The 20,063-nt window shown below is 39.9% G+C and carries 18 protein-coding genes, 2 tRNA genes, 1 rRNA gene and 1 pseudogene; 14 read left to right on the top strand and 8 right to left on the bottom strand.

Features of this window, described 5'->3' with window-relative positions; translation table 11 throughout:
- Positions 1–33 precede the first annotated feature (33 nt).
- From atpG to HLV59_RS17650, 4 genes are all read left to right on the top strand, one after another.
- Entirely contained in the window at positions 34–903 is an 870-nt protein-coding gene (atpG, locus tag HLV59_RS17665) for a F0F1 ATP synthase subunit gamma (protein WP_002114131.1), read from the top strand.
- Between the two features lie 30 nt (positions 904–933).
- Positions 934–2,328, top strand: coding sequence for a F0F1 ATP synthase subunit beta (atpD, locus tag HLV59_RS17660; protein WP_002114045.1), 1,395 nt, complete (start codon positions 934–936; stop codon positions 2,326–2,328).
- A 17-nt stretch (positions 2,329–2,345) separates the two neighbouring features.
- Positions 2,346–2,765, top strand: coding sequence for a F0F1 ATP synthase subunit epsilon (locus tag HLV59_RS17655; RefSeq protein ID WP_002114076.1), 420 nt, complete (start codon positions 2,346–2,348; stop codon positions 2,763–2,765).
- A gap of 154 nt (positions 2,766–2,919) precedes the next feature.
- Complete coding sequence (locus HLV59_RS17650; protein WP_031947106.1) at positions 2,920–3,402, top strand: DUF2846 domain-containing protein; 483 nt, start codon at positions 2,920–2,922, stop codon at positions 3,400–3,402.
- Between the two features lie 47 nt (positions 3,403–3,449).
- On the opposite strand, the gene HLV59_RS17645 is transcribed toward HLV59_RS17650, so the two are convergent.
- The 4 genes from HLV59_RS17645 to HLV59_RS17630 form a co-directional block, all read right to left on the bottom strand.
- Complete coding sequence (locus tag HLV59_RS17645; RefSeq protein WP_125699635.1) at positions 3,450–4,046, bottom strand: hypothetical protein; 597 nt, start codon at positions 4,044–4,046, stop codon at positions 3,450–3,452.
- Positions 4,047–4,187: 141 nt separating this feature from the next.
- On the bottom strand, positions 4,188–4,733 hold the full coding sequence (locus HLV59_RS17640; protein WP_171430473.1) for a glutathione peroxidase: 546 nt from the start codon (positions 4,731–4,733) through the stop codon (positions 4,188–4,190).
- A 120-nt stretch (positions 4,734–4,853) separates the two neighbouring features.
- Positions 4,854–5,618, bottom strand: a complete 765-nt coding sequence (locus HLV59_RS17635; RefSeq protein WP_171430472.1) for an AraC family transcriptional regulator — start codon at positions 5,616–5,618, stop codon at positions 4,854–4,856.
- 21 nt (positions 5,619–5,639) lie between these two features.
- Positions 5,640–6,854, bottom strand: a complete 1,215-nt coding sequence (locus HLV59_RS17630) for an MFS transporter (protein ID WP_171430471.1) — start codon at positions 6,852–6,854, stop codon at positions 5,640–5,642.
- 135 nt (positions 6,855–6,989) lie between these two features.
- Between HLV59_RS17630 and HLV59_RS17625 the strand changes: the two genes are divergently transcribed.
- A complete protein-coding gene (locus HLV59_RS17625) occupies positions 6,990–7,643 on the top strand; it encodes a TetR/AcrR family transcriptional regulator (protein ID WP_081409505.1) in 654 nt (217 codons plus the stop codon).
- 104 nt (positions 7,644–7,747) lie between these two features.
- Positions 7,748–8,668 carry a DMT family transporter gene (locus HLV59_RS17620; protein ID WP_171430470.1) on the top strand — a complete coding sequence of 307 codons (921 nt, stop codon included), beginning with the start codon at positions 7,748–7,750 and terminating at the stop codon, positions 8,666–8,668.
- 392 nt (positions 8,669–9,060) lie between these two features.
- Here the strand turns inward: HLV59_RS17620 and HLV59_RS17615 are convergent, their stop codons facing one another.
- Genes HLV59_RS17615 through HLV59_RS17605 form a run of 3 tightly spaced genes read right to left on the bottom strand, consistent with a single transcriptional unit; the run spans position 9,061 to position 11,990 of the window.
- Positions 9,061–9,630, bottom strand: a complete 570-nt coding sequence (locus tag HLV59_RS17615; protein WP_016144056.1) for an L-threonylcarbamoyladenylate synthase — start codon at positions 9,628–9,630, stop codon at positions 9,061–9,063.
- 51 nt (positions 9,631–9,681) lie between these two features.
- Complete coding sequence (gene dprA / locus HLV59_RS17610) at positions 9,682–10,815, bottom strand: DNA-processing protein DprA (protein WP_171430469.1); 1,134 nt, start codon at positions 10,813–10,815, stop codon at positions 9,682–9,684.
- Positions 10,816–10,835: 20 nt separating this feature from the next.
- Positions 10,836–11,990 (bottom strand): LysM peptidoglycan-binding domain-containing protein, encoded by a 1,155-nt coding sequence (locus tag HLV59_RS17605; protein WP_171430468.1) that lies wholly within the window; start codon positions 11,988–11,990, stop codon positions 10,836–10,838.
- 122 nt (positions 11,991–12,112) lie between these two features.
- Here HLV59_RS17605 and def point away from each other — a divergent pair, with 122 nt between their 5' ends.
- From def to HLV59_RS17585, 4 genes are all read left to right on the top strand, one after another.
- Positions 12,113–12,643 carry a peptide deformylase gene (gene def, locus HLV59_RS17600; RefSeq protein WP_061875245.1) on the top strand — a complete coding sequence of 177 codons (531 nt, stop codon included), beginning with the start codon at positions 12,113–12,115 and terminating at the stop codon, positions 12,641–12,643.
- Positions 12,644–12,686: 43 nt separating this feature from the next.
- A complete protein-coding gene (locus HLV59_RS17595; protein ID WP_171430467.1) occupies positions 12,687–13,112 on the top strand; it encodes a DUF2946 family protein in 426 nt (141 codons plus the stop codon).
- Between the two features lie 72 nt (positions 13,113–13,184).
- Complete coding sequence (locus tag HLV59_RS17590; RefSeq protein ID WP_171430466.1) at positions 13,185–15,299, top strand: TonB-dependent copper receptor; 2,115 nt, start codon at positions 13,185–13,187, stop codon at positions 15,297–15,299.
- A 53-nt stretch (positions 15,300–15,352) separates the two neighbouring features.
- Positions 15,353–15,559, top strand: a complete 207-nt coding sequence (locus HLV59_RS17585) for a hypothetical protein (protein WP_031947118.1) — start codon at positions 15,353–15,355, stop codon at positions 15,557–15,559.
- 67 nt (positions 15,560–15,626) lie between these two features.
- On the opposite strand, the gene HLV59_RS17580 is transcribed toward HLV59_RS17585, so the two are convergent.
- Complete coding sequence (locus HLV59_RS17580; protein WP_125699640.1) at positions 15,627–16,841, bottom strand: oxygenase MpaB family protein; 1,215 nt, start codon at positions 16,839–16,841, stop codon at positions 15,627–15,629.
- An 87-nt stretch (positions 16,842–16,928) separates the two neighbouring features.
- Here HLV59_RS17580 and HLV59_RS17575 point away from each other — a divergent pair.
- The 4 genes and pseudogenes from HLV59_RS17575 to HLV59_RS17560 all read left to right on the top strand — a co-directional run bounded on the left by HLV59_RS17575 (position 16,929) and on the right by HLV59_RS17560 (position 19,822).
- Positions 16,929–17,499, top strand: a pseudogene (locus HLV59_RS17575) (TetR/AcrR family transcriptional regulator).
- A 518-nt stretch (positions 17,500–18,017) separates the two neighbouring features.
- Positions 18,018–19,555: ribosomal RNA gene (locus HLV59_RS17570) — 16S ribosomal RNA — on the top strand.
- Between the two features lie 59 nt (positions 19,556–19,614).
- Positions 19,615–19,691: transfer RNA gene (locus HLV59_RS17565), tRNA-Ile, on the top strand.
- Between the two features lie 55 nt (positions 19,692–19,746).
- Positions 19,747–19,822: transfer RNA gene (locus HLV59_RS17560), tRNA-Ala, on the top strand.
- Positions 19,823–20,063 lie beyond the last annotated feature (241 nt).

Genomic DNA, 20,063 nt, shown 5'->3' with positions numbered 1-20,063 from the left:
CTCGAAAGAGCTTTCGAATACTAGGTTAAGCGTATGGCAAATTTAAAAGAAATTCGCGCCAAAGTAGCTAGTATCAAGAGCACGCAAAAGATTACTCGCGCGATGCAAATGGTAGCTGCTTCTAAAATGCGTCGTGCGCAAGAGCGCATGGCTCAGGGCCGTCCGTATGCCGATAATATGCGCCGTGTAATTGCTCACTTGGTACAAGCAAACCCTGAATACAAACACCGTTATATGGTTGATCGCCCGGTTAAGCGCGTTGGCTATATCGTAGTGTCTTCAGATCGTGGTTTGGCAGGTGGCTTGAACATTAACTTGTTCAAGAAAGTTGTGCAGCATGTCAAAGCACAACAACAGCAGTCAATTGAAGTTGAATTTGCTTTAATTGGTCAAAAAGCGGTTTCGTTTTTTAAGAATTACGGCGGTAAAGTGCTCGGTGCAACTACCCAACTTGGCGATGCGCCGAGTTTGGAACAGTTAACTGGCTCAGTCCAAGTTATGCTTGATGCATTTGATAAAGGCGAATTAGATCGTATCTATCTCGTATCAAATGGCTTCGTTAATGCAATGACTCAGCAGCCTAAAGTAGAACAACTTGTTCCTTTAGCACCAGCAGAAGAAGGCGATGATCTCAACCGTACTTATGGTTGGGACTATATCTACGAACCAGAAGCAGAAGAATTGTTAAATGGTTTGTTGGTTCGCTATATCGAGTCTATGGTTTATCAAGGTGTGATTGAAAACGTTGCATGTGAGCAGTCAGCTCGTATGGTCGCCATGAAAGCAGCGACAGACAACGCAGGACAATTGATTAAAGACCTACAACTCATTTACAACAAGCTGCGTCAAGCCGCGATTACTCAGGAAATTTCCGAGATCGTTGGCGGTGCCGCTGCCGTTTAACATTATTAAGTTTGAATTGAGGAGACAGCAATGAGTAGCGGTCGTATCATTCAGATCATCGGCGCGGTTATCGACGTCGAGTTTGAGCGCAATAGCGTTCCTAAGATCTATGACGCTCTCCAAGTTGACGGTACTGAAACTACATTAGAAGTTCAGCAACAGCTTGGCGATGGTGTTGTTCGTACCATCGCAATGGGTTCTACAGAAGGTCTTAAACGTGGCCTTAATGTAACCAGCACAAATGCACCGATTTCTGTTCCAGTAGGTCCAGCTACGCTTGGTCGTATCATGGACGTTTTAGGTCGTCCTATCGATGAAGCAGGTCCTGTAGCGACTGAAGAGCGTTTGCCGATTCACCGTCAAGCACCTTCTTATGCTGAACAAGCAGCTTCTACTGACCTTTTAGAAACTGGTATTAAAGTAATTGACTTACTTTGCCCGTTCGCAAAAGGTGGTAAAGTTGGTTTATTCGGTGGTGCTGGTGTTGGTAAAACCGTTAACATGATGGAGTTGATCAACAACATCGCTAAAGCTCACTCAGGTTTATCTGTGTTTGCTGGTGTTGGTGAGCGTACTCGTGAAGGTAACGACTTCTATCACGAAATGAAAGATTCTAACGTTCTTGACAAAGTAGCAATGGTCTACGGTCAGATGAACGAGCCACCAGGTAACCGTTTACGCGTAGCGTTAACTGGTTTGACTATGGCTGAATACTTCCGTGATCAAAAAGATGAAAATGGTAAAGGTCGTGACGTATTATTATTCGTCGACAACATCTACCGTTATACACTTGCGGGTACTGAAGTATCAGCATTGTTAGGTCGTATGCCATCTGCGGTAGGTTACCAACCTACACTTGCAGAAGAAATGGGTGTTCTTCAAGAGCGTATTACATCTACTAAATCTGGTTCGATCACATCGATCCAAGCAGTATATGTACCTGCCGATGACTTAACAGATCCATCTCCTGCAACTACATTTGCTCACTTAGATGCAACAGTAGTATTGAGCCGTGACATCGCATCTTCTGGTATCTATCCAGCGATCGATCCACTTGACTCAACTTCACGTCAGTTAGACCCATTAGTTGTTGGTCAAGAGCACTATGAAATTGCGCGTGCAGTACAAAACGTATTGCAACGTTATAAAGAGCTTAAAGACATCATCGCAATCTTGGGTATGGATGAGTTAGCTGAAGAAGATAAATTGGTTGTTTACCGTGCGCGTAAAATCCAACGTTTCTTCTCTCAACCATTCCACGTAGCTGAAGTGTTTACTGGTGCTCCTGGTAAATTAGTACCGCTTAAAGAAACGATTCGTGGCTTTAAAGGTCTATTAGCTGGTGAATACGATCACATCCCAGAACAAGCGTTCTATATGGTTGGTGGTATTGACGAAGTGATTGCTAAAGCTGAGAAACTCTAATTTAAGGAGATCATCTCATGGCGACTATGCAATGTGATGTCGTAAGTGTTAAAGAGTCTATTTACTCTGGCGCAGTAACGATGTTAATCGCGAAAGGGGCTGGTGGTGAGCTTGGTATTTTGCCAGGACATGCTCCACTTGTAACCTTGCTTCAACCGGGCCCGATTCGTGTTCAGTTGGAAAATGGTACAGAAGAAATCGTCTATGTATCTGGCGGTGTTTTAGAAGTTCAACCTCATGTTGTAACGGTTCTTGCAGATACTGCAATCCGTGCTGACAACTTGGATGAAGCGGCAATTTTAGAAGCACGTAAAAATGCTGAACAATTGCTTGCAAACCAAAAGAGTGATTTGGACTCAGCTGCTGCGTTGGCTGCCTTGGCAGAAACAGCTGCACAGCTTGAAACTATCCGTAAAATCAAAAACCGCGCACTTTAATTGCCGGTTTGAGATTAAAAAAGCCACCGTAAGGTGGCTTTTTTATTATAATTTTTTAAGTAGAAAAAAATTAATATTTTTATTCAAAATAATATATTTTTAATGTAAATTTGCATCTCAAAACTTAAATCATGATAAATAAGAGAAACTTAAGATGAAATTTAAATATTGGTTACCTATTCTTGTTTCTACAGCTTTTGTTGGATGTGCATCTGTACCACAGGCCAATCCGCAATTAGCTCAGCAAGCAAAACAATTGACAGCTCCTACAAATGGAAATGCGGTAATTTATGTATACCGTTCTAATAATGTAGTCGGTAGTGCTTTGAAAAAAGATGTGTGGGTAGATGGAGAATGTTTAGGGGAAACAGCGCGTGGTATATTCTTCTATAAAGAGGTTTCAGGCAATCAAGAGCATACTGTTTCAACTGAATCAGAGTTTTCTCCAAATCATTTGAAATTTAAAACTGAAGCAGGGAAAAATTATTTCGTACAGCAATATATTAAACCTGGTGTTTTTGTCGGGGGAGCCAATCTGAAACTAGTCGATGACACGCAAGGTCAGAAAGCAATTAGTGAATACCGTCTGGCTGAGATTGGAAAATGTAGCAAATCAACCATAGCACTTACCAATTAATTTATAAAAAAAGCCACCTTACGGTGGCTTTTTTTATAAATTGTTTTTTAAGATTCAGTTTTTGAATCTGACTTTTCATCTCCTGCCATAATCATGGCCGCAAGCTTCACCATATCCATTTGAATGGTATTAAGCTGTTTTTCAATTTGGTCAAAATTGATTTGATCTAATTTCCCATTGAGTAATGGCATGCTAAGAGCTTGTTGGTTGGCATGTAATAAACTTTGGCGAATATTCTCAATTTCCTGACTTTTGATATCTAAAGTCAAAAGTGCTTGATTTAAACCTTCTAGTTGCTGTTTTAACGTAGTGACTGTAGTTTTTAATTCATTCTGATTTTTATCTTGGATGGCTTGTTCAACATCAAGCTGAGTATCTTTAAGTTGTTCAACATAGTCACCCGCTTTAAGCTGTAAATTAGCAGCGTCGCGGACCATATAAAAAATATTACCGCTTTTAAGTTCGGTTTTGTTGGGTGCAGTATCTACCTCTTGTTGCTCAAGAGTCTGGTCAGCTGCCTGTTCAGTGATTTCAGTCTTTTCTTGTTCGGTAGCATGGTCTTGTGCCTGATCGCACCCGAGTAAAAGCATGCCTGAGGCAAAAATTACAAAAGGAAGAAATGCGCCCTGTAAAACTTTTTTCATAACTACAAACAACATTAATTAAAGCAAATAAATACTATAGGCATAAAATATGAAGAAAGATTGTATTTTTGCAAACGAACAACACTTTAAGGAGAGCATAAAAAAGAGCGTATAAAACGCCCTTTTTCACGTTTAAAAATATTATTTTGCTAACTCTGCTTCAACTGCTTTAACGATTTGTTCATCGTCTGCTGTTAGGTTCGGAGCAAAGCGAGCCACGACTTCACCATTCTTATTAATTAAGAACTTTTCGAAGTTCCATAAAACTTCTGGAGCAGGGTTAGTTGGAATACCTAAACCTTCTAAGCGTTCGCGGAAAGGTCCTTCACCAGTACGTTCTGGTTGAGCTGATGTCAAAGTTGCATAAAGTGGATGCTTATCTTCACCTGCAACAGAAACTTTAGAGAATAAAGGAAAGTGAACATCGTAATTTAATGAACAGAATTGTTGAATTTCTTCATCAGAACCTGGTTCTTGTTCCTTAAAGTTGTTTGCAGGGAAACCTAAAATTTCAAAACCTTGATCTTTCTTGGCTTGATAAAGCTTTTCTAAGCCTTCGTATTGTGGAGTTAAACCACATTTAGAAGCAGTATTTACAATAAGTAAAACTTTACCTTTATATTGTTCAAGATCAACCGTTTCGCCTGAAATGGCTTTTACTGGAATGTGATATACAGATTGTGTCATGAGTCTTTCCTAAAGATTGTAATTGATATCAAGTAACGCATTTGTTTTAACTGCTATTGATGGGCAGTGCAATAATATTCGTGTTCAAAAAAGAAAAAGTTTTTAAAGATAAACTAAATTCTAGTTATTTCTAATTTGTATAGGCGTTTGCCCTGTATAACGTTTAAAAAACTCGATAAAACTTGAGCTATGTTGATAACCTAAATCGTAAGCTAAACGCTTAATGGATGTCCCTTGGCGGATCTGATGAATGGCATAAACAATTTTGGCTCGGTTACGCCATTCCGATAACGAAAGCTGAAGCTCTTGTTGACTCAAACGTAATAAGTGGCGATCACTGACCGAGAAATTTTGTAGCAACTGCTGTAAAGAGTGATCAAAAAGTAATGGGTCTGAGAGTTTTTCTAGTATAGGCAATAAAACAGGATGACGCGTTTGAGGTAAATAGTGTGAATATGCGGGAGCTTGTTTAAGTTGATCGAATAAAACTTGTAAAAGATGTTCTAAATATTCAGGTTTTTCGATTTGTTTTTGCTGTTCCAAAATTTGTAAAACTAAGGTTCGAAAGAAAGGCTGAATACTAAAACATTTACAGACGTCACCTAAAATAGAACAGAGGCTAGGATGTAGTCGAATACAGATATAGTGAATTTCATGATCGATATGAGTAGATTGATGAACTGTTTGAGGAGGAATCCAAAGCCCATAGCTTGGAGGAGATAAGTAGATTTGTTCCTCTACTTGCATTTCCAAAATGCCATTCAAACTGAAATTAAAATCTCCCCAGAGAGATGCATGAGGACGAACAATATCTTCTTTTTGGTATAGAAATTCATGAACTTCTATACTGTTCAATAAAGAAAATTGTTGGTCCTCATTTTTCATTTATTTACTCTGAATAATATTTTAATTTTCACAAGTCGCTTTAGGATTATTTAAACCTTTTGCTAAGGTAAATGTACTTAGTAATGCTAGGGCAACAAAGCTTAATACGCCATAAATTAAAGTATTTTCATTGAAATGATCAACTACATATCCACCTAATAATGAACCTGTCGCAATCATCACCTGAAACATACCTACAAAAAGTGGCATACCTTTTTCAACTGCATTTGGTGCATGTACAAACATCCAGATATTTGCTGAGGTAGGGAAAGCGCCAAATGCGAAGCCCCATAAAGCTGTTAAGACAATAGCACCAAATTCATGAATGGCAAAAAGAGGGAATCCGAAAAATACGATTGCAAAGCATGTACCGACAAAAGCTAATGTATAACGGACATTTAGGTTGCCACTATATCCGGCAAAAGCATTTCCGAAAATACCTGCAATTCCATAGAGCAATAATAATGAACTAATGGTTGTGCCATTAAAACCGGCAATATTTTTAAAGAAAGGGGCTAAATAGCTATAGGCACAGAAATGAGCAAGTCCAATCAGTAAGACAATTAACATACCACTACGTGCTTTGGGCGTACGTAATAGTGCTGGTAAGTCGTTCAGGTGAATTGCCGAGTCTGGTACAAGTTTAGGTAAAAAGATTAATTGTAAGATTAAAACAATTAAGCCAATGCCTGCCGTAATACCAAAAGCACTACGCCAGCCATAAAATTCACTTAACCAAGTTCCAATAGGCACACCTAAAACTGTAGCAAAAGTTACACCTGCCATCACGACCGCAGTTGCTTTAGCAATAGGAAGATGCGAAGGAGCTAATTTTTCACTTAAAGCAATTGCTGTCGCCCAGAAACCACCAATTGAAATACCTAAAATTAAACGGCTCAACAATAAAACATGAAAGTTTTCAGCAAAGGCGGTAATGGTATTGGCAATCACCATAATAGCTGTCAGCAAGATAAGCACATAACGCCGATCTAGTTGTTTTACAGATACTGGTAATAGAGGTGCCGCAATTGCTGCCATAATGCCGGGTACGGTAATGATGAGGCCTGCCGTACCTACAGAAATATTTAAATCTGTTGCGACACTATTTAGAACACCAACAGGTAAAAATTCACTTGTAACTAAGGCAAATGCTGCGATAGAAACAGCCAAAATAGCAAACCAGCTCCCTTGAGTGGAGGCCGTGGGTCGCGCTTTAGAAATAGAAGATTGGTCCATAGGAGATCCTTACTTGGCTAAATTTGGAGTAAAGAAAGGCAATTTATTAATTAACTAACGATCATTATGAAAATAAAATAGTTGATAAAAAATCGAACGTCAATTAATTTAATAATGATTGTTATAAAAATAGATGTGATCTTTATGACAAATAGGCATGAAACAGATCTTGTTGTTACTGAGGAAGCGCTAAAAAAGAAGCGTGGGCGTCCAAAATGCTTTGATGAACAACAGGTTTTAGAGAAAGCTATGTTGCTCTTTTGGGAGCATGGCTACGAAGCAACGTCTATTAGTGATTTAACGCAAGCTTTAGAAATTACAGCACCGAGTCTTTACAGTACCTTTGGTGATAAGGCCGGGCTGTTTTATAAAAGTATTGATTACTATTTGGCTCATGAGGCGTGTCCTATTGAGACCATCTTTTTGGAAGCAAAAACAGCAAAAATCGCTTTTGAATTATATCTTTATGATAATGTAAAACGACTAGTTCAACCCAATAAACCAGCTGGTTGTATGTTGGTGGTTGCTGCTATGAACTGCTCTGATGCCACTCAAGATGTGCAGCAAAACCTATTGGATAAACGCATAAAGACCAAAGAAAAATTATTGGAGCGTCTCAAACAAGGTGTCGAGCAGGGTGATTTATCTGCCAATGCTCCTCTACAGGAAATGACAGATTTTTATGCTACGGTCATTCAAGGCCTTACCATTCAGGCCAGAGACGGCGCCAGTACTGAGCAATTACATAAAGTTGTAGAGCATGCCATGAAAGCTTGGACATTATTCTAAAAAAAGATGATGTCCTAAGTTCAATATCAATGTCGGAAATACGATATTTCAATTTATTAAGACATTCTTCAAAATAAAATCTCTTTTGTAGATGGTGTATTGCTATGAGTCAGGTCATGAAATATCACAAATGGGCGTTTATTTTTCCCATTTTGGCAGTATTGATTTGGTCTTTAAATATCGTAGTCACCCGCTATGTCTCGGATTATATCTCTCCGGTAAGCATTAGTTTTTATCGGTGGTTAATTGCTTTTATTATTTTGACTCCATTTATGTTTTTGCCTGTTTGGAGACAAAGACAACTCGTAAAACCATATTTACCTAAGCTTGCTGTGTTAAGTGCATTTGGGATGGTGCTTTATCAGGGTTTGGCTTATACAGCTGCCCATTATACCAGTGCAACCAATATGGGAATTGTGAATGCATTTATCCCTATCTTTACGATCTTTGTATCGCTTGCCATTTTAAAAGATGTGCCTAATCGCTTTGCAGTTTTTGGCAGTATTTTGTCGTTTGCGGGTTTGCTCTATGTCATGTCCCAAGGAAATATTAATAAGCTATTAAGTGGTGGCGGGCATCTTGGTGATGCATTAATGATTATTGCCGTATTCTTCTATGCATTTTATGGGGTCTTCTTGAAAAAATGGCAGTTGCCTCTGCCAATTATGACAAGCTTATATGTTCAGATTGGATTTTCTGTAATATTTCATATTCCTTTAATTCTTTGGTTTGGACTCGATGCTTTAAATGTAGAAAATGCGCCAAGCGCTATTTATGCTGGTATATTTGCTTCACTCATTGCGCCGTTAGTTTGGATGTTAGCTGTTCAACAACTCGGTCCTAATAGAACAAGTATTTTTATGAACTTGGTGCCTGTCTTTACAGCAGTTATTGCAAGTATCTGGTTGTCTGAGCAGTGGACCATTTATCACACGCTAGGTGGGATTGTTATCTTAATTGGTATCATTATGGCTCAGAAGAAGGTGAGTCCCAAAAAGAGTGAACTAATGCAAGAACAAAACTAAAGTCGAGAGAAAAACTATGGCATATTTTTAAAAAAACTGATGAAAATATGCCAATTTTTTCTTAGTTAAAGTTTTTCTATATGATTTATAAATAGTTTATAAAAATAGGTTGTAATATAAATATTAAAAAAGCCGAGTAAAAATATTAATATAATTTTAATTTATAGGCAAAAAACTGTAAATTCCCTACACTTTTCATGCTTTTTTTTAGAGAAATAATATATTTCTCTCATTTGATCACTTACCACATAATAGCGGCCACTACGAAGGACGTGCTTTTTTGGCAAATCATCTTTCGTTCCACAGATATCCAAACCCTCTGGATGTGGTATATACCCATCCTTTTTTATGCTCAGTTATCCCTATATAACTGAGCTTTTTTTTGTTCGAAATTAGGCGCGAATAATCTCTCCAGTGAGAGCATTAATAATTCTACTTGGTTGCTGACTTTGGCCTAAGTCACCATTGAGATAGTTTAATTGTGAACCAAAGTATTGGCAGGCATCTTGTAGTGAATGAGCAGGTTCTTGCCCGCTTGGGTTAGCACTCGTCGAGACAATAAATCCATGAAAAGCATTGCACAATGCTACACATAAAGGATGCGTGGTGACTCGAACAGCAACAAGTGGATGCTCACCTTTAATCCATGAAGGAATATGTTCACCAGCAGGTAATAGCCAAGTTGTTGCTCTTTCCGAAGGTTGATGATTCGTCCAACCATCAATAATTTCTTGTTGAGTGGTTTGAGGTAGAGAAGTTAGCAGATGTTCAACTTGGCTAATATGGCCAGCCAATAAAATGACGCCCTTTTCAATAGGGCGCTGTTTCAATTCAAGAATCTTTTGAAAAGCTTGCTCATTAAAAGGGTCACAACCTAAGCCCCAAACTGCCTCAGTTGGATATGCCAAAACTTGACCTTGTTGTAAACATTCGGCTGCTTCGGTAACTGAGGTGGTAATCATGGTAATACTCTTCCTTTCAATCAGACAGAATTGCTATTGTGCGCTTCAGTACTAAGAACGACAACGTAAATACAACCCTGATTGTTGCATACATAAACCGAGTAGTTCTAGTTCCATCAGTGAAGAGGTGAGTTCTGCCACAGGTTGAGAGTGATGCAAAACAAGCTGGTCAATATCTTGTCCAACCCAATCTAAAGACTGATAAAGATTAACTAAATGCTCAGGAATTTCTGAGGTACTAGAAACTATTGCTTCCTCAGTTGAGCCTTGTTGCTGACTTTGCCATTGGGTAGGTAAAGCAAGGTCTTCAATAATCTGTTCAGGATGATCGACTAAAATTGCTCCCTCACGAATGAGTTGATGGCAACCTTGATGAAACTCACTGTAAATATGACCAGGAATAGCAAATACGGTTTTACCTTGCTCAGCAGCTTTATTCGCTGTGATGAGAGAGCCACTTTTTAACGTCGCTTCTACGACGAGTACTCCTAAACTCAAACCACTAACAATTCGGTTTCTACGTGGGAAATGCTGCTGTAATGGTGGTGTACCGGGTAAAAACTCAGTAATGATGGCGCCGTTTTGAGCCAAGATATGTTCTGCAAGTTTTTTATTCTGAGCAGGATAGGTACTGTCTAGACCTGTTCCTGTGACAGCAATTGTGCGTTGATGTACTGAAGCACCTTGATGAGCAGCTTCGTCAATCCCATATGCCAAGCCACTACTTACATAAAATCCTTTTTCACTTAAGTAGTAGGCAAAATCATAAGCAACCTGACGACCATGCGGGCTTGGTTTTCGACTACCCACAATCGCAATTTGTGGTTGTAATAAGGCTTGTGCCTGACCTTTTCCAAAAATGATAGGGGGGTGATCAGTATAAGGTAATAATTGAGTGGGATAGCCTGAGTCATCTGCCGTTAAAATAAAGTCAGTATGCTGATGGATCTGCTGAATCAGTTTTTCAAACTGAGCTTGACCTTGAGCAGTTTGGAATTCAGCTACACGTTTTAAATGATTAGCATGTAAACCAAGATTTGACCACTGTACCAAATTAACTGGTTGGACTGCTTTTTCGCAGTTACCAAAATAATCGACAATTTTTTTAAAGCTGACTAAAGAGTGTTGAACCAAATACCACACTTTAAGCGTGTGGTAATGGTGTGAAGAAAGTTGAGTAAGCATTGTAAAAGGTACATCCAGCATTAATCATTAAAGCGGGGTGGCTGAATGCTTGAACTAACTTTAACTGGTAAATCGCTTTCTAATACGTAGGCATAACTCAACTGATCAAAAGTTCTAAAAACCATTAAGCTACCAATTTGTTGTCCAGGTAACTTTATTGATTCTTTTGTTTTAGGATCTCGAATGGTTTCACCTTGCTGCGTAATATCAAAAACTTGACCTACTTGAACACCTTGTACAGTACCTCTGTCCAAAGTCACTACACTATCTTTGCCAGCAGTACCAATTGATCCCATTACACGAATAATTTTGCCGCCATCCGTCACCTGAGTAGCATTCACCGGATAAAATAAAGTAGGCAATGTAGCCTCTTCTTCTGGTATCACCCGATCACCACGACGTACTTCAGAATTGTAGCTGTCAGTTAACTCAAGCGTGGTAATGTCTTTTTCAGAAGAGATAGCGATGCCCGAGGCAACTTGTTGTAGCTCAATACCTAGACTGTGCTTTTTGCCTTTATTATCGGTGAAATAATAAGGTTCACCTTCACGGTAGACTGCATAACGTTGGCCATCAATTAAACCTTGTCCGCGTGCATAAATAGTTTGACCTTTTGCCGCGAGTACACGTTGATCGGCAGTACCAACTATATAAGGAGTATGTTCAATTGCATCGGCTGGTAGAATAGTACTGTGTTCTAACCACTGTTTAATATGCTCAAGAGGAATAACAGGTACGTTATTGTTTAGTGACTCCACACGTACTTGGGGTTGTAAATTTGTCATTTGACCTGTGTAACGGCGAATAATGCCGATACAACCATCTCCCTCATCTTTCCCAACCAATGGACGGCCATCTAAACTACATAGCAGTAACCGATCACCCGGATAAATCCAGTGCGGATTTTTGACATGTTGATTATTTGCCCAGATTTCAGGCCAGCGCCAAGGTTTACTGAGAAAGTGACCGGAAATATCCCAGAGTGTATCTCCCCGTTTTACTACGTAGACATGTGGTGCATTACTTTTAAGAGAGGGTGGATTATGGTTCGGACTAGCAGCATAACCCTCTGCTACCGTACCAAATGCAACCCCTGTAAAAAGTGCGAAAGCAAGTAAATGCTTTTTTATCCCCAAAGCATGAAATTGAACCATGCCGTCAAAAACCTTTTTCATTATGATAATTCCTAAAAATTATGCGTGCAGATGCGTTATAATAGGCGGCTAACACACAATTTTTCGATGAAGTATTTCCTTCATTTGGTTTTTCAATCAATGGCATAAGTGAGGACGTCAGTATGGCCTTATTACCTATTTTAAGTTTTCCTGATCCCCGCCTTCGTACCATTGCTAAGCCTGTTGAAGAAGTTACTGATGAAATTCGTCAACTTGCAGCAGATATGTTTGAAACCATGTATGCCGCACCGGGTATTGGTTTAGCAGCTTCACAGGTCGATCGTCATATTCAACTTATCGTCATGGATTTGTCTGAATCTAAAGATGACCCTATGGTTTTTATTAACCCCAAAATAACTCCACTGACAGAAGATAAGCAGCAGTACGAAGAAGGCTGCCTATCGGTGCCACAAATATACGACAAAGTTGAGCGCCCGTCACGTGTGAAAATTGAGGCAATTAACCTTGAAGGTCAAGCATTTGAGATAGAAGCTGATGGACTTCTCGCTGTTTGTATCCAACATGAAATGGATCACTTAAATGGCAAATTATTTGTGGATTATTTGTCGCCACTTAAACGTCAGCGTGCTCGAGAAAAAGTCGAAAAAGTTGTTCGTCAACGTGAGCGTGAAAAAGTTGCAGTAAAACGTTAAAAATTTCTATTCTTGAAACATCAATGTAGTGTGGATGTGATTTTTGGTTTTTCGTAGTGGTTTACTGCTTGCATGTGCAGCAGTATTTTTACAGGTCGCGGTATTTCTACAGCCGCTATTACCGAAGCAGTATCAAATTGCTCCGGTCTGTGAAACTATTACTCTCGCTTTGCTTAAACCTAAAGCACAGATGGAAACCATGTCACATGCCATGCATTCACATCATGAACATCATATTGAACAGGCACAAGCCTCTGGGCAACATGATCATCATGATGCAAATCACCAGTGTCAATATTGTACCGTCTATGCCAATCTGGTTTTACCACCTGAGTTTGGCATAAAAGAAGTTTTAGTCCGCATACAAGTCCGCTTAGTCGCTTATCAACATACATTTAGACATGTCTACTTTGCACTACAGCGACTTTTTCTACTCCCGCAAGGGCGTGCACCACCTCTATTTACATAAATAAAAGCAATTTTTTGTTGGGGTCTTAACTGACTTCGATATCACTTTATTTATGTTTTAGAGCGTATAAAAATGCCACATTCTAAATTTTTACTACAACCGCTATGGGTTGCGATGCTTGCTGTCTCTCATTCGAGTCTAGTTTTTGCTGATTCAGAAAGAAATGATGTTGATACCAAATCACTTCACTCATTAGCACCTATTGTTGTTACAGCACAGCAAGGCAACGATGCAAATGGACTAATCGTACATGCAGATCCAAAGCAACCGATTCAGCCAGTCCCTGCTACGGATGGCGCAGACTACCTACAAAGTATTATGGGATTTAACTCGATACAAAGCGGTGGAACAAATGGTGATGTGACATTCCGTGGTATGTTTGGTTCACGCATCAAAATTCTAACGGACGGTACAGAGAACTTAGGTGCATGTCCAAACCGTATGGATGCACCAACTTCTTATATCTCTCCAGAAAGTTATGACCGCATTTCTGTTATTAAAGGTCCGCAAACTGTTCAATATGCCAATACAGGTTCGGCAGCAACAGTTCTTTTTGAACGTCAGCCTGAGAAACTTACCTCTGAAAAACCTTATCGTGGGCAAGCAAGTGTCTTGCTAGGTTCATATGGACGCATTGACCATAATGTTGAAGCGGCATTGGGTGATGAGAAAAAATATATCCGTTTAAATGCCAACCGTTCAGAGTCAAATAGTTATCAAGATGGTGATGGCAATACCGTGCCCTCAGCATGGAAAAAGTGGAATGCTGATGTAGCGCTTGGCTTTACTCCAGATGAAAACACGTGGGTCGAACTCACTGGTGGAAAATCTGATGGTGAATCGCTTTATGCTGGACGTTCAATGGACGGATCTCAATTTGCGCGTGAAAGCTTAGGACTACGTTTCGAAAAGAAAAATATCACTGATGTCATTAAGAAAATCGAAGGGCAGGTGAACTACAGCTATAACGACCATATTATGGATAACTTTAGCTTACGTATGCCGCCATTAGTTGAAATGAACCATGGTGGTATGACCATGCTGATGCCGAACGCGATGGCAATGCAGGTAACGCGCCGTACACTAAACTCGCGCTTAGCCATGACTTCCGAATGGAGCAAATGGAGTTTGATCACCGGCATTGACTCTCAATTTAATAAACATGGCGGTAGCATGTCATCGCCAACAATGCCTTCTATGAATATTCCATATCGTCAAGATATGCGTTTTCAATCATATGGAGCTTTTGGCGAACTCGGCTATCAATGGAACGATTTCAATAAATTGGTTACAGGTGTGCGTTTAGATCGAGTCACAGTTGAAGATGAACGTGCCGACTCTCAAGCACAAGGTTTTAACACCAAACTTGAAAAGACTTTACCAAGTGCATTTGTACGCTGGGAAAACCAACATCCTGAGCATGACCTAAAAAGCTATATTGGTTTAGGTTATGTAGAGCGTATGCCTGATTATTGGGAACTTTTCTCGCCTAAGCATGGTAATACGGGCTCAACCAATACTTTTAACGGTGTGAATCCTGAAAAAACATTACAGTTGGATCTGGGTTTCCAGCAACAGCATGGCGCTTTAAACACATGGGCTTCTGCTTATGCTGGTTTAGTAGATGACTACATTTTAATGAGTTATCACCATCACCCAAGCACTGGAATGGGTGGACATGATATGAGCCATGATATTACTGCGGGTGCCAAGAATGTCGATGCAACCATTGCTGGTGCAGAAGCGGGTATTGGATACCAATTTTCCGATCATATTCAGGCAGATTTGAGTGCTATGTATGCATGGGGTAAAAACACCACAGATGACAAACCACTACCTCAAATTTCACCTTTAGAAGGTCGCTTAAATATTCGCTATGTAGCTGATAAATATAACTTAGGTCTATTGTTGCGAGCTGTAGCTGAACAAAATCGTGTGAGTCTACATCAAGGTAATATCGTGGGATATGACCTAAAACCAAGTAAAGGTTTTTCGACTCTTTCTCTAAACGGAAGCTACAACCTACGTAAAGATATCGATGTCTCTGTTGGCATTGATAACGTATTAGATAAGACCTATACCGAACACTTAAATAAAGCAGGTAGTGCAGGCTTTGGATTTGCGAGTGAAGAGCAGTTTAACAATATCGGAAGAAATTACTGGGTTCGTATGAGCATGAAGTTTTAATAAGCTTAGCGAATTAAATGAACTGAAAATATTAATTTAAAGAGAGAAATGAAATGACTAATAAATTATCACCTGAACAATCTTGGTGGGGATGGAAGTTGCTTATTGTGGCTTCTATCTTGAGCTTATTGTTTATGATCATTTTTTACTTGGCGATCAACAATGAACCTGACTACATGCCAAGTCAAAAAAAGAAGCAGATGGTAGAGTCACACGAGCAAATGAATCACGCTGAAATGCACAGTTCATCAGTTCAATAAGTTCCTGAATAGTTAAAAATGGAAGTCTAATTAACAGGCTTCCATTTTTGTTTTTAGATTTTAAAAACTATTGATGCATACTCGCTAAGGTTTTTGCCTTACCTTGATTCTGATAAAGTGTTAAGCCAAGTTTTTGTATATTACGGCCTGATTTAGATAAAAACTTTTCAACTTTTGGTGAAAGCTTCGCGCCATTATAAAGTAGTGAATTACGCACAATTAAATAATAAGCAAACCATGAGGCAGACTGCTGAGGCAATCCGAGTAGTTTCATTCTCTTCTTGCCAATAAAAAATTGTGTAAGTTCTAAATGTTGTCGATAAGCAAGCTTCTGCTGCAAAGAGCGTAAATGCAGATATTTTCTCTCAAAAGGCTCTTTGGATAAGCTTGATCCTAACTCAACGCTGCTGTGATCGGAGCGAGGGTGAGCAAACTGCATCCAGTAAAGTAACCTCCAACCCTCAGATTCAGATTGAATAAGCCATTTTTCATCAATACCCATCAACCAGCCAACATAACGCCAAAAATGTAAAAAACTCTTGGCTTCTTGTTTGGTCGGCCATACACCTAAAGCTCTAATACCGAGTAAAACTACACTGCTAAAAGCCAAATTAGTCATTGCTAAATCAAATTGATTAAGAGGAATTCCCCAAACTTCACTATCCCAACGATCAGACTTTCTTAATTGTCGGCGAACGAGTGCATGAATAAAGCGAACATAAATCGTTGACGTGAAACCTGAGCTTAAACGGACAAGTCCTTGAGGTTCAGTAATATCAACCCACCATTTTGTAGTCTCTGCTAAACGAGTACCCGCTTGTTTCTTCAATGCACCCGTTAAAATTAGGGGCTGATTAAATCCCGGATATAAGTATCCTGCCATTAAAGATAAATCTCTAAGGATAAAACCATTATTTATTCCTAAACGATGAGTAAATTTAACAGCCTCATCAATTTGGCGCTGGTCTAACCATTCAGGCTTTTGTTCAATGTAATTAAAGAAATTTTCTAACTCAGTAGGTATCGGCTCAGAGAGGTCGTTGCGGCCTTGAAATAATATCTTTTCAAAAATCATGCGATGATCTTTGGGATTTTGCATAACCCAATCAATCACCTTATCCATTTCAACGTCCCCTTCACAAAGAGCACGTTGTAAAGATACATATTCTGTATAGTTCGGTTGAGCTGGTTTTTCGCAACAGACATTTAAAAACTGAGTAAAGAAATTACTGTCTTGCATGTCATTAAAAGAAGCAAGTCGAGTCGGGCTAATCATTTGCATATCGTTACTTACTTATTGAACTGAATAATAAATAGGCTAATATGAATAATTATTCGCATTCAATTCGCATTTAACGAATAAAAAACGATGAGAAAAGCCCCACAGCAACAGCGTTCAAAAATTATTGTTGACCATATTTTAGAGGCGACACAACACTGTATTGCCCAGTATGGATTACTACATACGACGACACCTAAAATTGCAGAGAAAACTGGAGTAAGTGTAGGATCGATCTACCAATACTTTGAGAATAAAGATCAAATCATAGAAGAACTATTACGCCGTAAAAGCGAATTGTTGGGGCAACAACTTAAGGAATTAGTTATACAGCAAGGAAATATTCCTTTAGACGTGCTCATCCCCTTGGCGATAGAGTTAGGATTTAATGCATTAAAAGCCGATCATGGTTTTTTTATAGAAGTGCTGAAACATTGGCATGACTACAGTCATTCGCAAGCTGCTCAGATTTTAGAAAAGCATTTTTTTGAAGTAGGGCTATATACATTCAGTAGAAATCCTCATCAGTGGGACTTCGAACAGGTAAAGTATAAATCCTTTGTAATTATTAATAGTACGCTTTTTACGATGATGCGTTATGTAAGTCAGAACAATTTTCTTATATCAGAACAACAACTTAAACGCGAATTATCGAGCATGATACTGGCTTATTTAAGCCAAAAATAAAAAATTAAAATAATTATTAATATAAAACAATGGTTTATTGTGTAGTTTGGTTTAAAAGTAAACGCTCAAGTCATTAATTTTTAATTTTCGCTTGCAAAGGGAATTGGATGGTCTATAATGCACATCCATCGGCGGTGATGCAGATAGAAACTTGTTGAAAAACAGTTACTTGTGATTAGATTGGTTGCTTTAAGTGATGAATTTGATGAGAAGTTGGTTTAGAGGATAAGTTTTAAAAATATCGAAATTACCTGTTGACTTTTAAGAGATTAAGAGTAATATAGCCGACCTAGCTTGCTGGTGACGAACCAGTAAGAAGATCATTAAGAGAATTGAAGAACAACTTGTGTGGATTTTTACTGATTGATTAATCGAAATAATTTTCATTGATTGATTGGTTTAAATTACTCGAAGTTTATTTGAGCGAAATTTAAGTCAGTAATTGATGAGCCAGAATTGGCACCTTGTCTTTAATAAGGTGCAAAATGATTTTAACTGAAGAGTTTGATCATGGCTCAGATTGAACGCTGGCGGCAGGCTTAACACATGCAAGTCGAGCGGGGTGATGGTGCTTGCACTATCACCTAGCGGCGGACGGGTGAGTAATGCTTAGGAATCTGCCTATTAGTGGGGGACAACATTTCGAAAGGAATGCTAATACCGCATACGTCCTACGGGAGAAAGCAGGGGATCTTCGGACCTTGCGCTAATAGATGAGCCTAAGTCGGATTAGCTAGTTGGTGGGGTAAAGGCCTACCAAGGCGACGATCTGTAGCGGGTCTGAGAGGATGATCCGCCACACTGGGACTGAGACACGGCCCAGACTCCTACGGGAGGCAGCAGTGGGGAATATTGGACAATGGGCGCAAGCCTGATCCAGCCATGCCGCGTGTGTGAAGAAGGCCTTATGGTTGTAAAGCACTTTAAGCGAGGAGGAGGCTACTTTAGATAATACCTAGAGATAGTGGACGTTACTCGCAGAATAAGCACCGGCTAACTCTGTGCCAGCAGCCGCGGTAATACAGAGGGTGCAAGCGTTAATCGGATTTACTGGGCGTAAAGCGCGCGTAGGCGGCTAATTAAGTCAAATGTGAAATCCCCGAGCTTAACTTGGGAATTGCATTCGATACTGGTTAGCTAGAGTGTGGGAGAGGATGGTAGAATTCCAGGTGTAGCGGTGAAATGCGTAGAGATCTGGAGGAATACCGATGGCGAAGGCAGCCATCTGGCCTAACACTGACGCTGAGGTGCGAAAGCATGGGGAGCAAACAGGATTAGATACCCTGGTAGTCCATGCCGTAAACGATGTCTACTAGCCGTTGGGGCCTTTGAGGCTTTAGTGGCGCAGCTAACGCGATAAGTAGACCGCCTGGGGAGTACGGTCGCAAGACTAAAACTCAAATGAATTGACGGGGGCCCGCACAAGCGGTGGAGCATGTGGTTTAATTCGATGCAACGCGAAGAACCTTACCTGGCCTTGACATAGTAAGAACTTTCCAGAGATGGATTGGTGCCTTCGGGAACTTACATACAGGTGCTGCATGGCTGTCGTCAGCTCGTGTCGTGAGATGTTGGGTTAAGTCCCGCAACGAGCGCAACCCTTTTCCTTATTTGCCAGCGAGTAATGTCGGGAACTTTAAGGATACTGCCAGTGACAAACTGGAGGAAGGCGGGGACGACGTCAAGTCATCATGGCCCTTACGGCCAGGGCTACACACGTGCTACAATGGTCGGTACAAAGGGTTGCTACCTAGCGATAGGATGCTAATCTCAAAAAGCCGATCGTAGTCCGGATTGGAGTCTGCAACTCGACTCCATGAAGTCGGAATCGCTAGTAATCGCGGATCAGAATGCCGCGGTGAATACGTTCCCGGGCCTTGTACACACCGCCCGTCACACCATGGGAGTTTGTTGCACCAGAAGTAGCTAGCCTAACTGCAAAGAGGGCGGTTACCACGGTGTGGCCGATGACTGGGGTGAAGTCGTAACAAGGTAGCCGTAGGGGAACCTGCGGCTGGATCACCTCCTTAACGAAAGATTGACGATTGGTAAGAATCCACAACAAGTTGTTCTTCATAGATGTATCTGAGGGTCTGTAGCTCAGTTGGTTAGAGCACACGCTTGATAAGCGTGGGGTCACAAGTTCAAGTCTTGTCAGACCCACCATGACTTTGACTGGTTAAAGTTATAGATAAAAGATACATGACTGATGATGTAAGCTGGGGACTTAGCTTAGTTGGTAGAGCGCCTGCTTTGCACGCAGGAGGTCAGGAGTTCGACTCTCCTAGTCTCCACCAGAACTTAAGAGAAGTTCGGATTACAGAAATTAGTAAATAGAGATTTTAGGATCTTGGTTTATTAACTTCTGTGATTTAAGTATCACGGTATTAAGCATGACCTGACGAAGGCATGTTTATTCATTAACAGATTGGCAAAATTGAGTCTGAAATAAATTGTTCACTCAAGAGTTTAGATTAAGCAATTAATCTGAATGAATTGAGAACTAGCAAATTAACTGAATCAAGCGTTTTGGTATAT

Origin of the sequence: Acinetobacter lactucae (assembly GCF_013122135.1) — a bacterium.
Taxonomy (GTDB): domain Bacteria; phylum Pseudomonadota; class Gammaproteobacteria; order Pseudomonadales; family Moraxellaceae; genus Acinetobacter; species Acinetobacter lactucae.
Note: the sequence above shows the minus strand (reverse complement) of the source record. Positions and strands in the feature narration are given on the sequence as shown.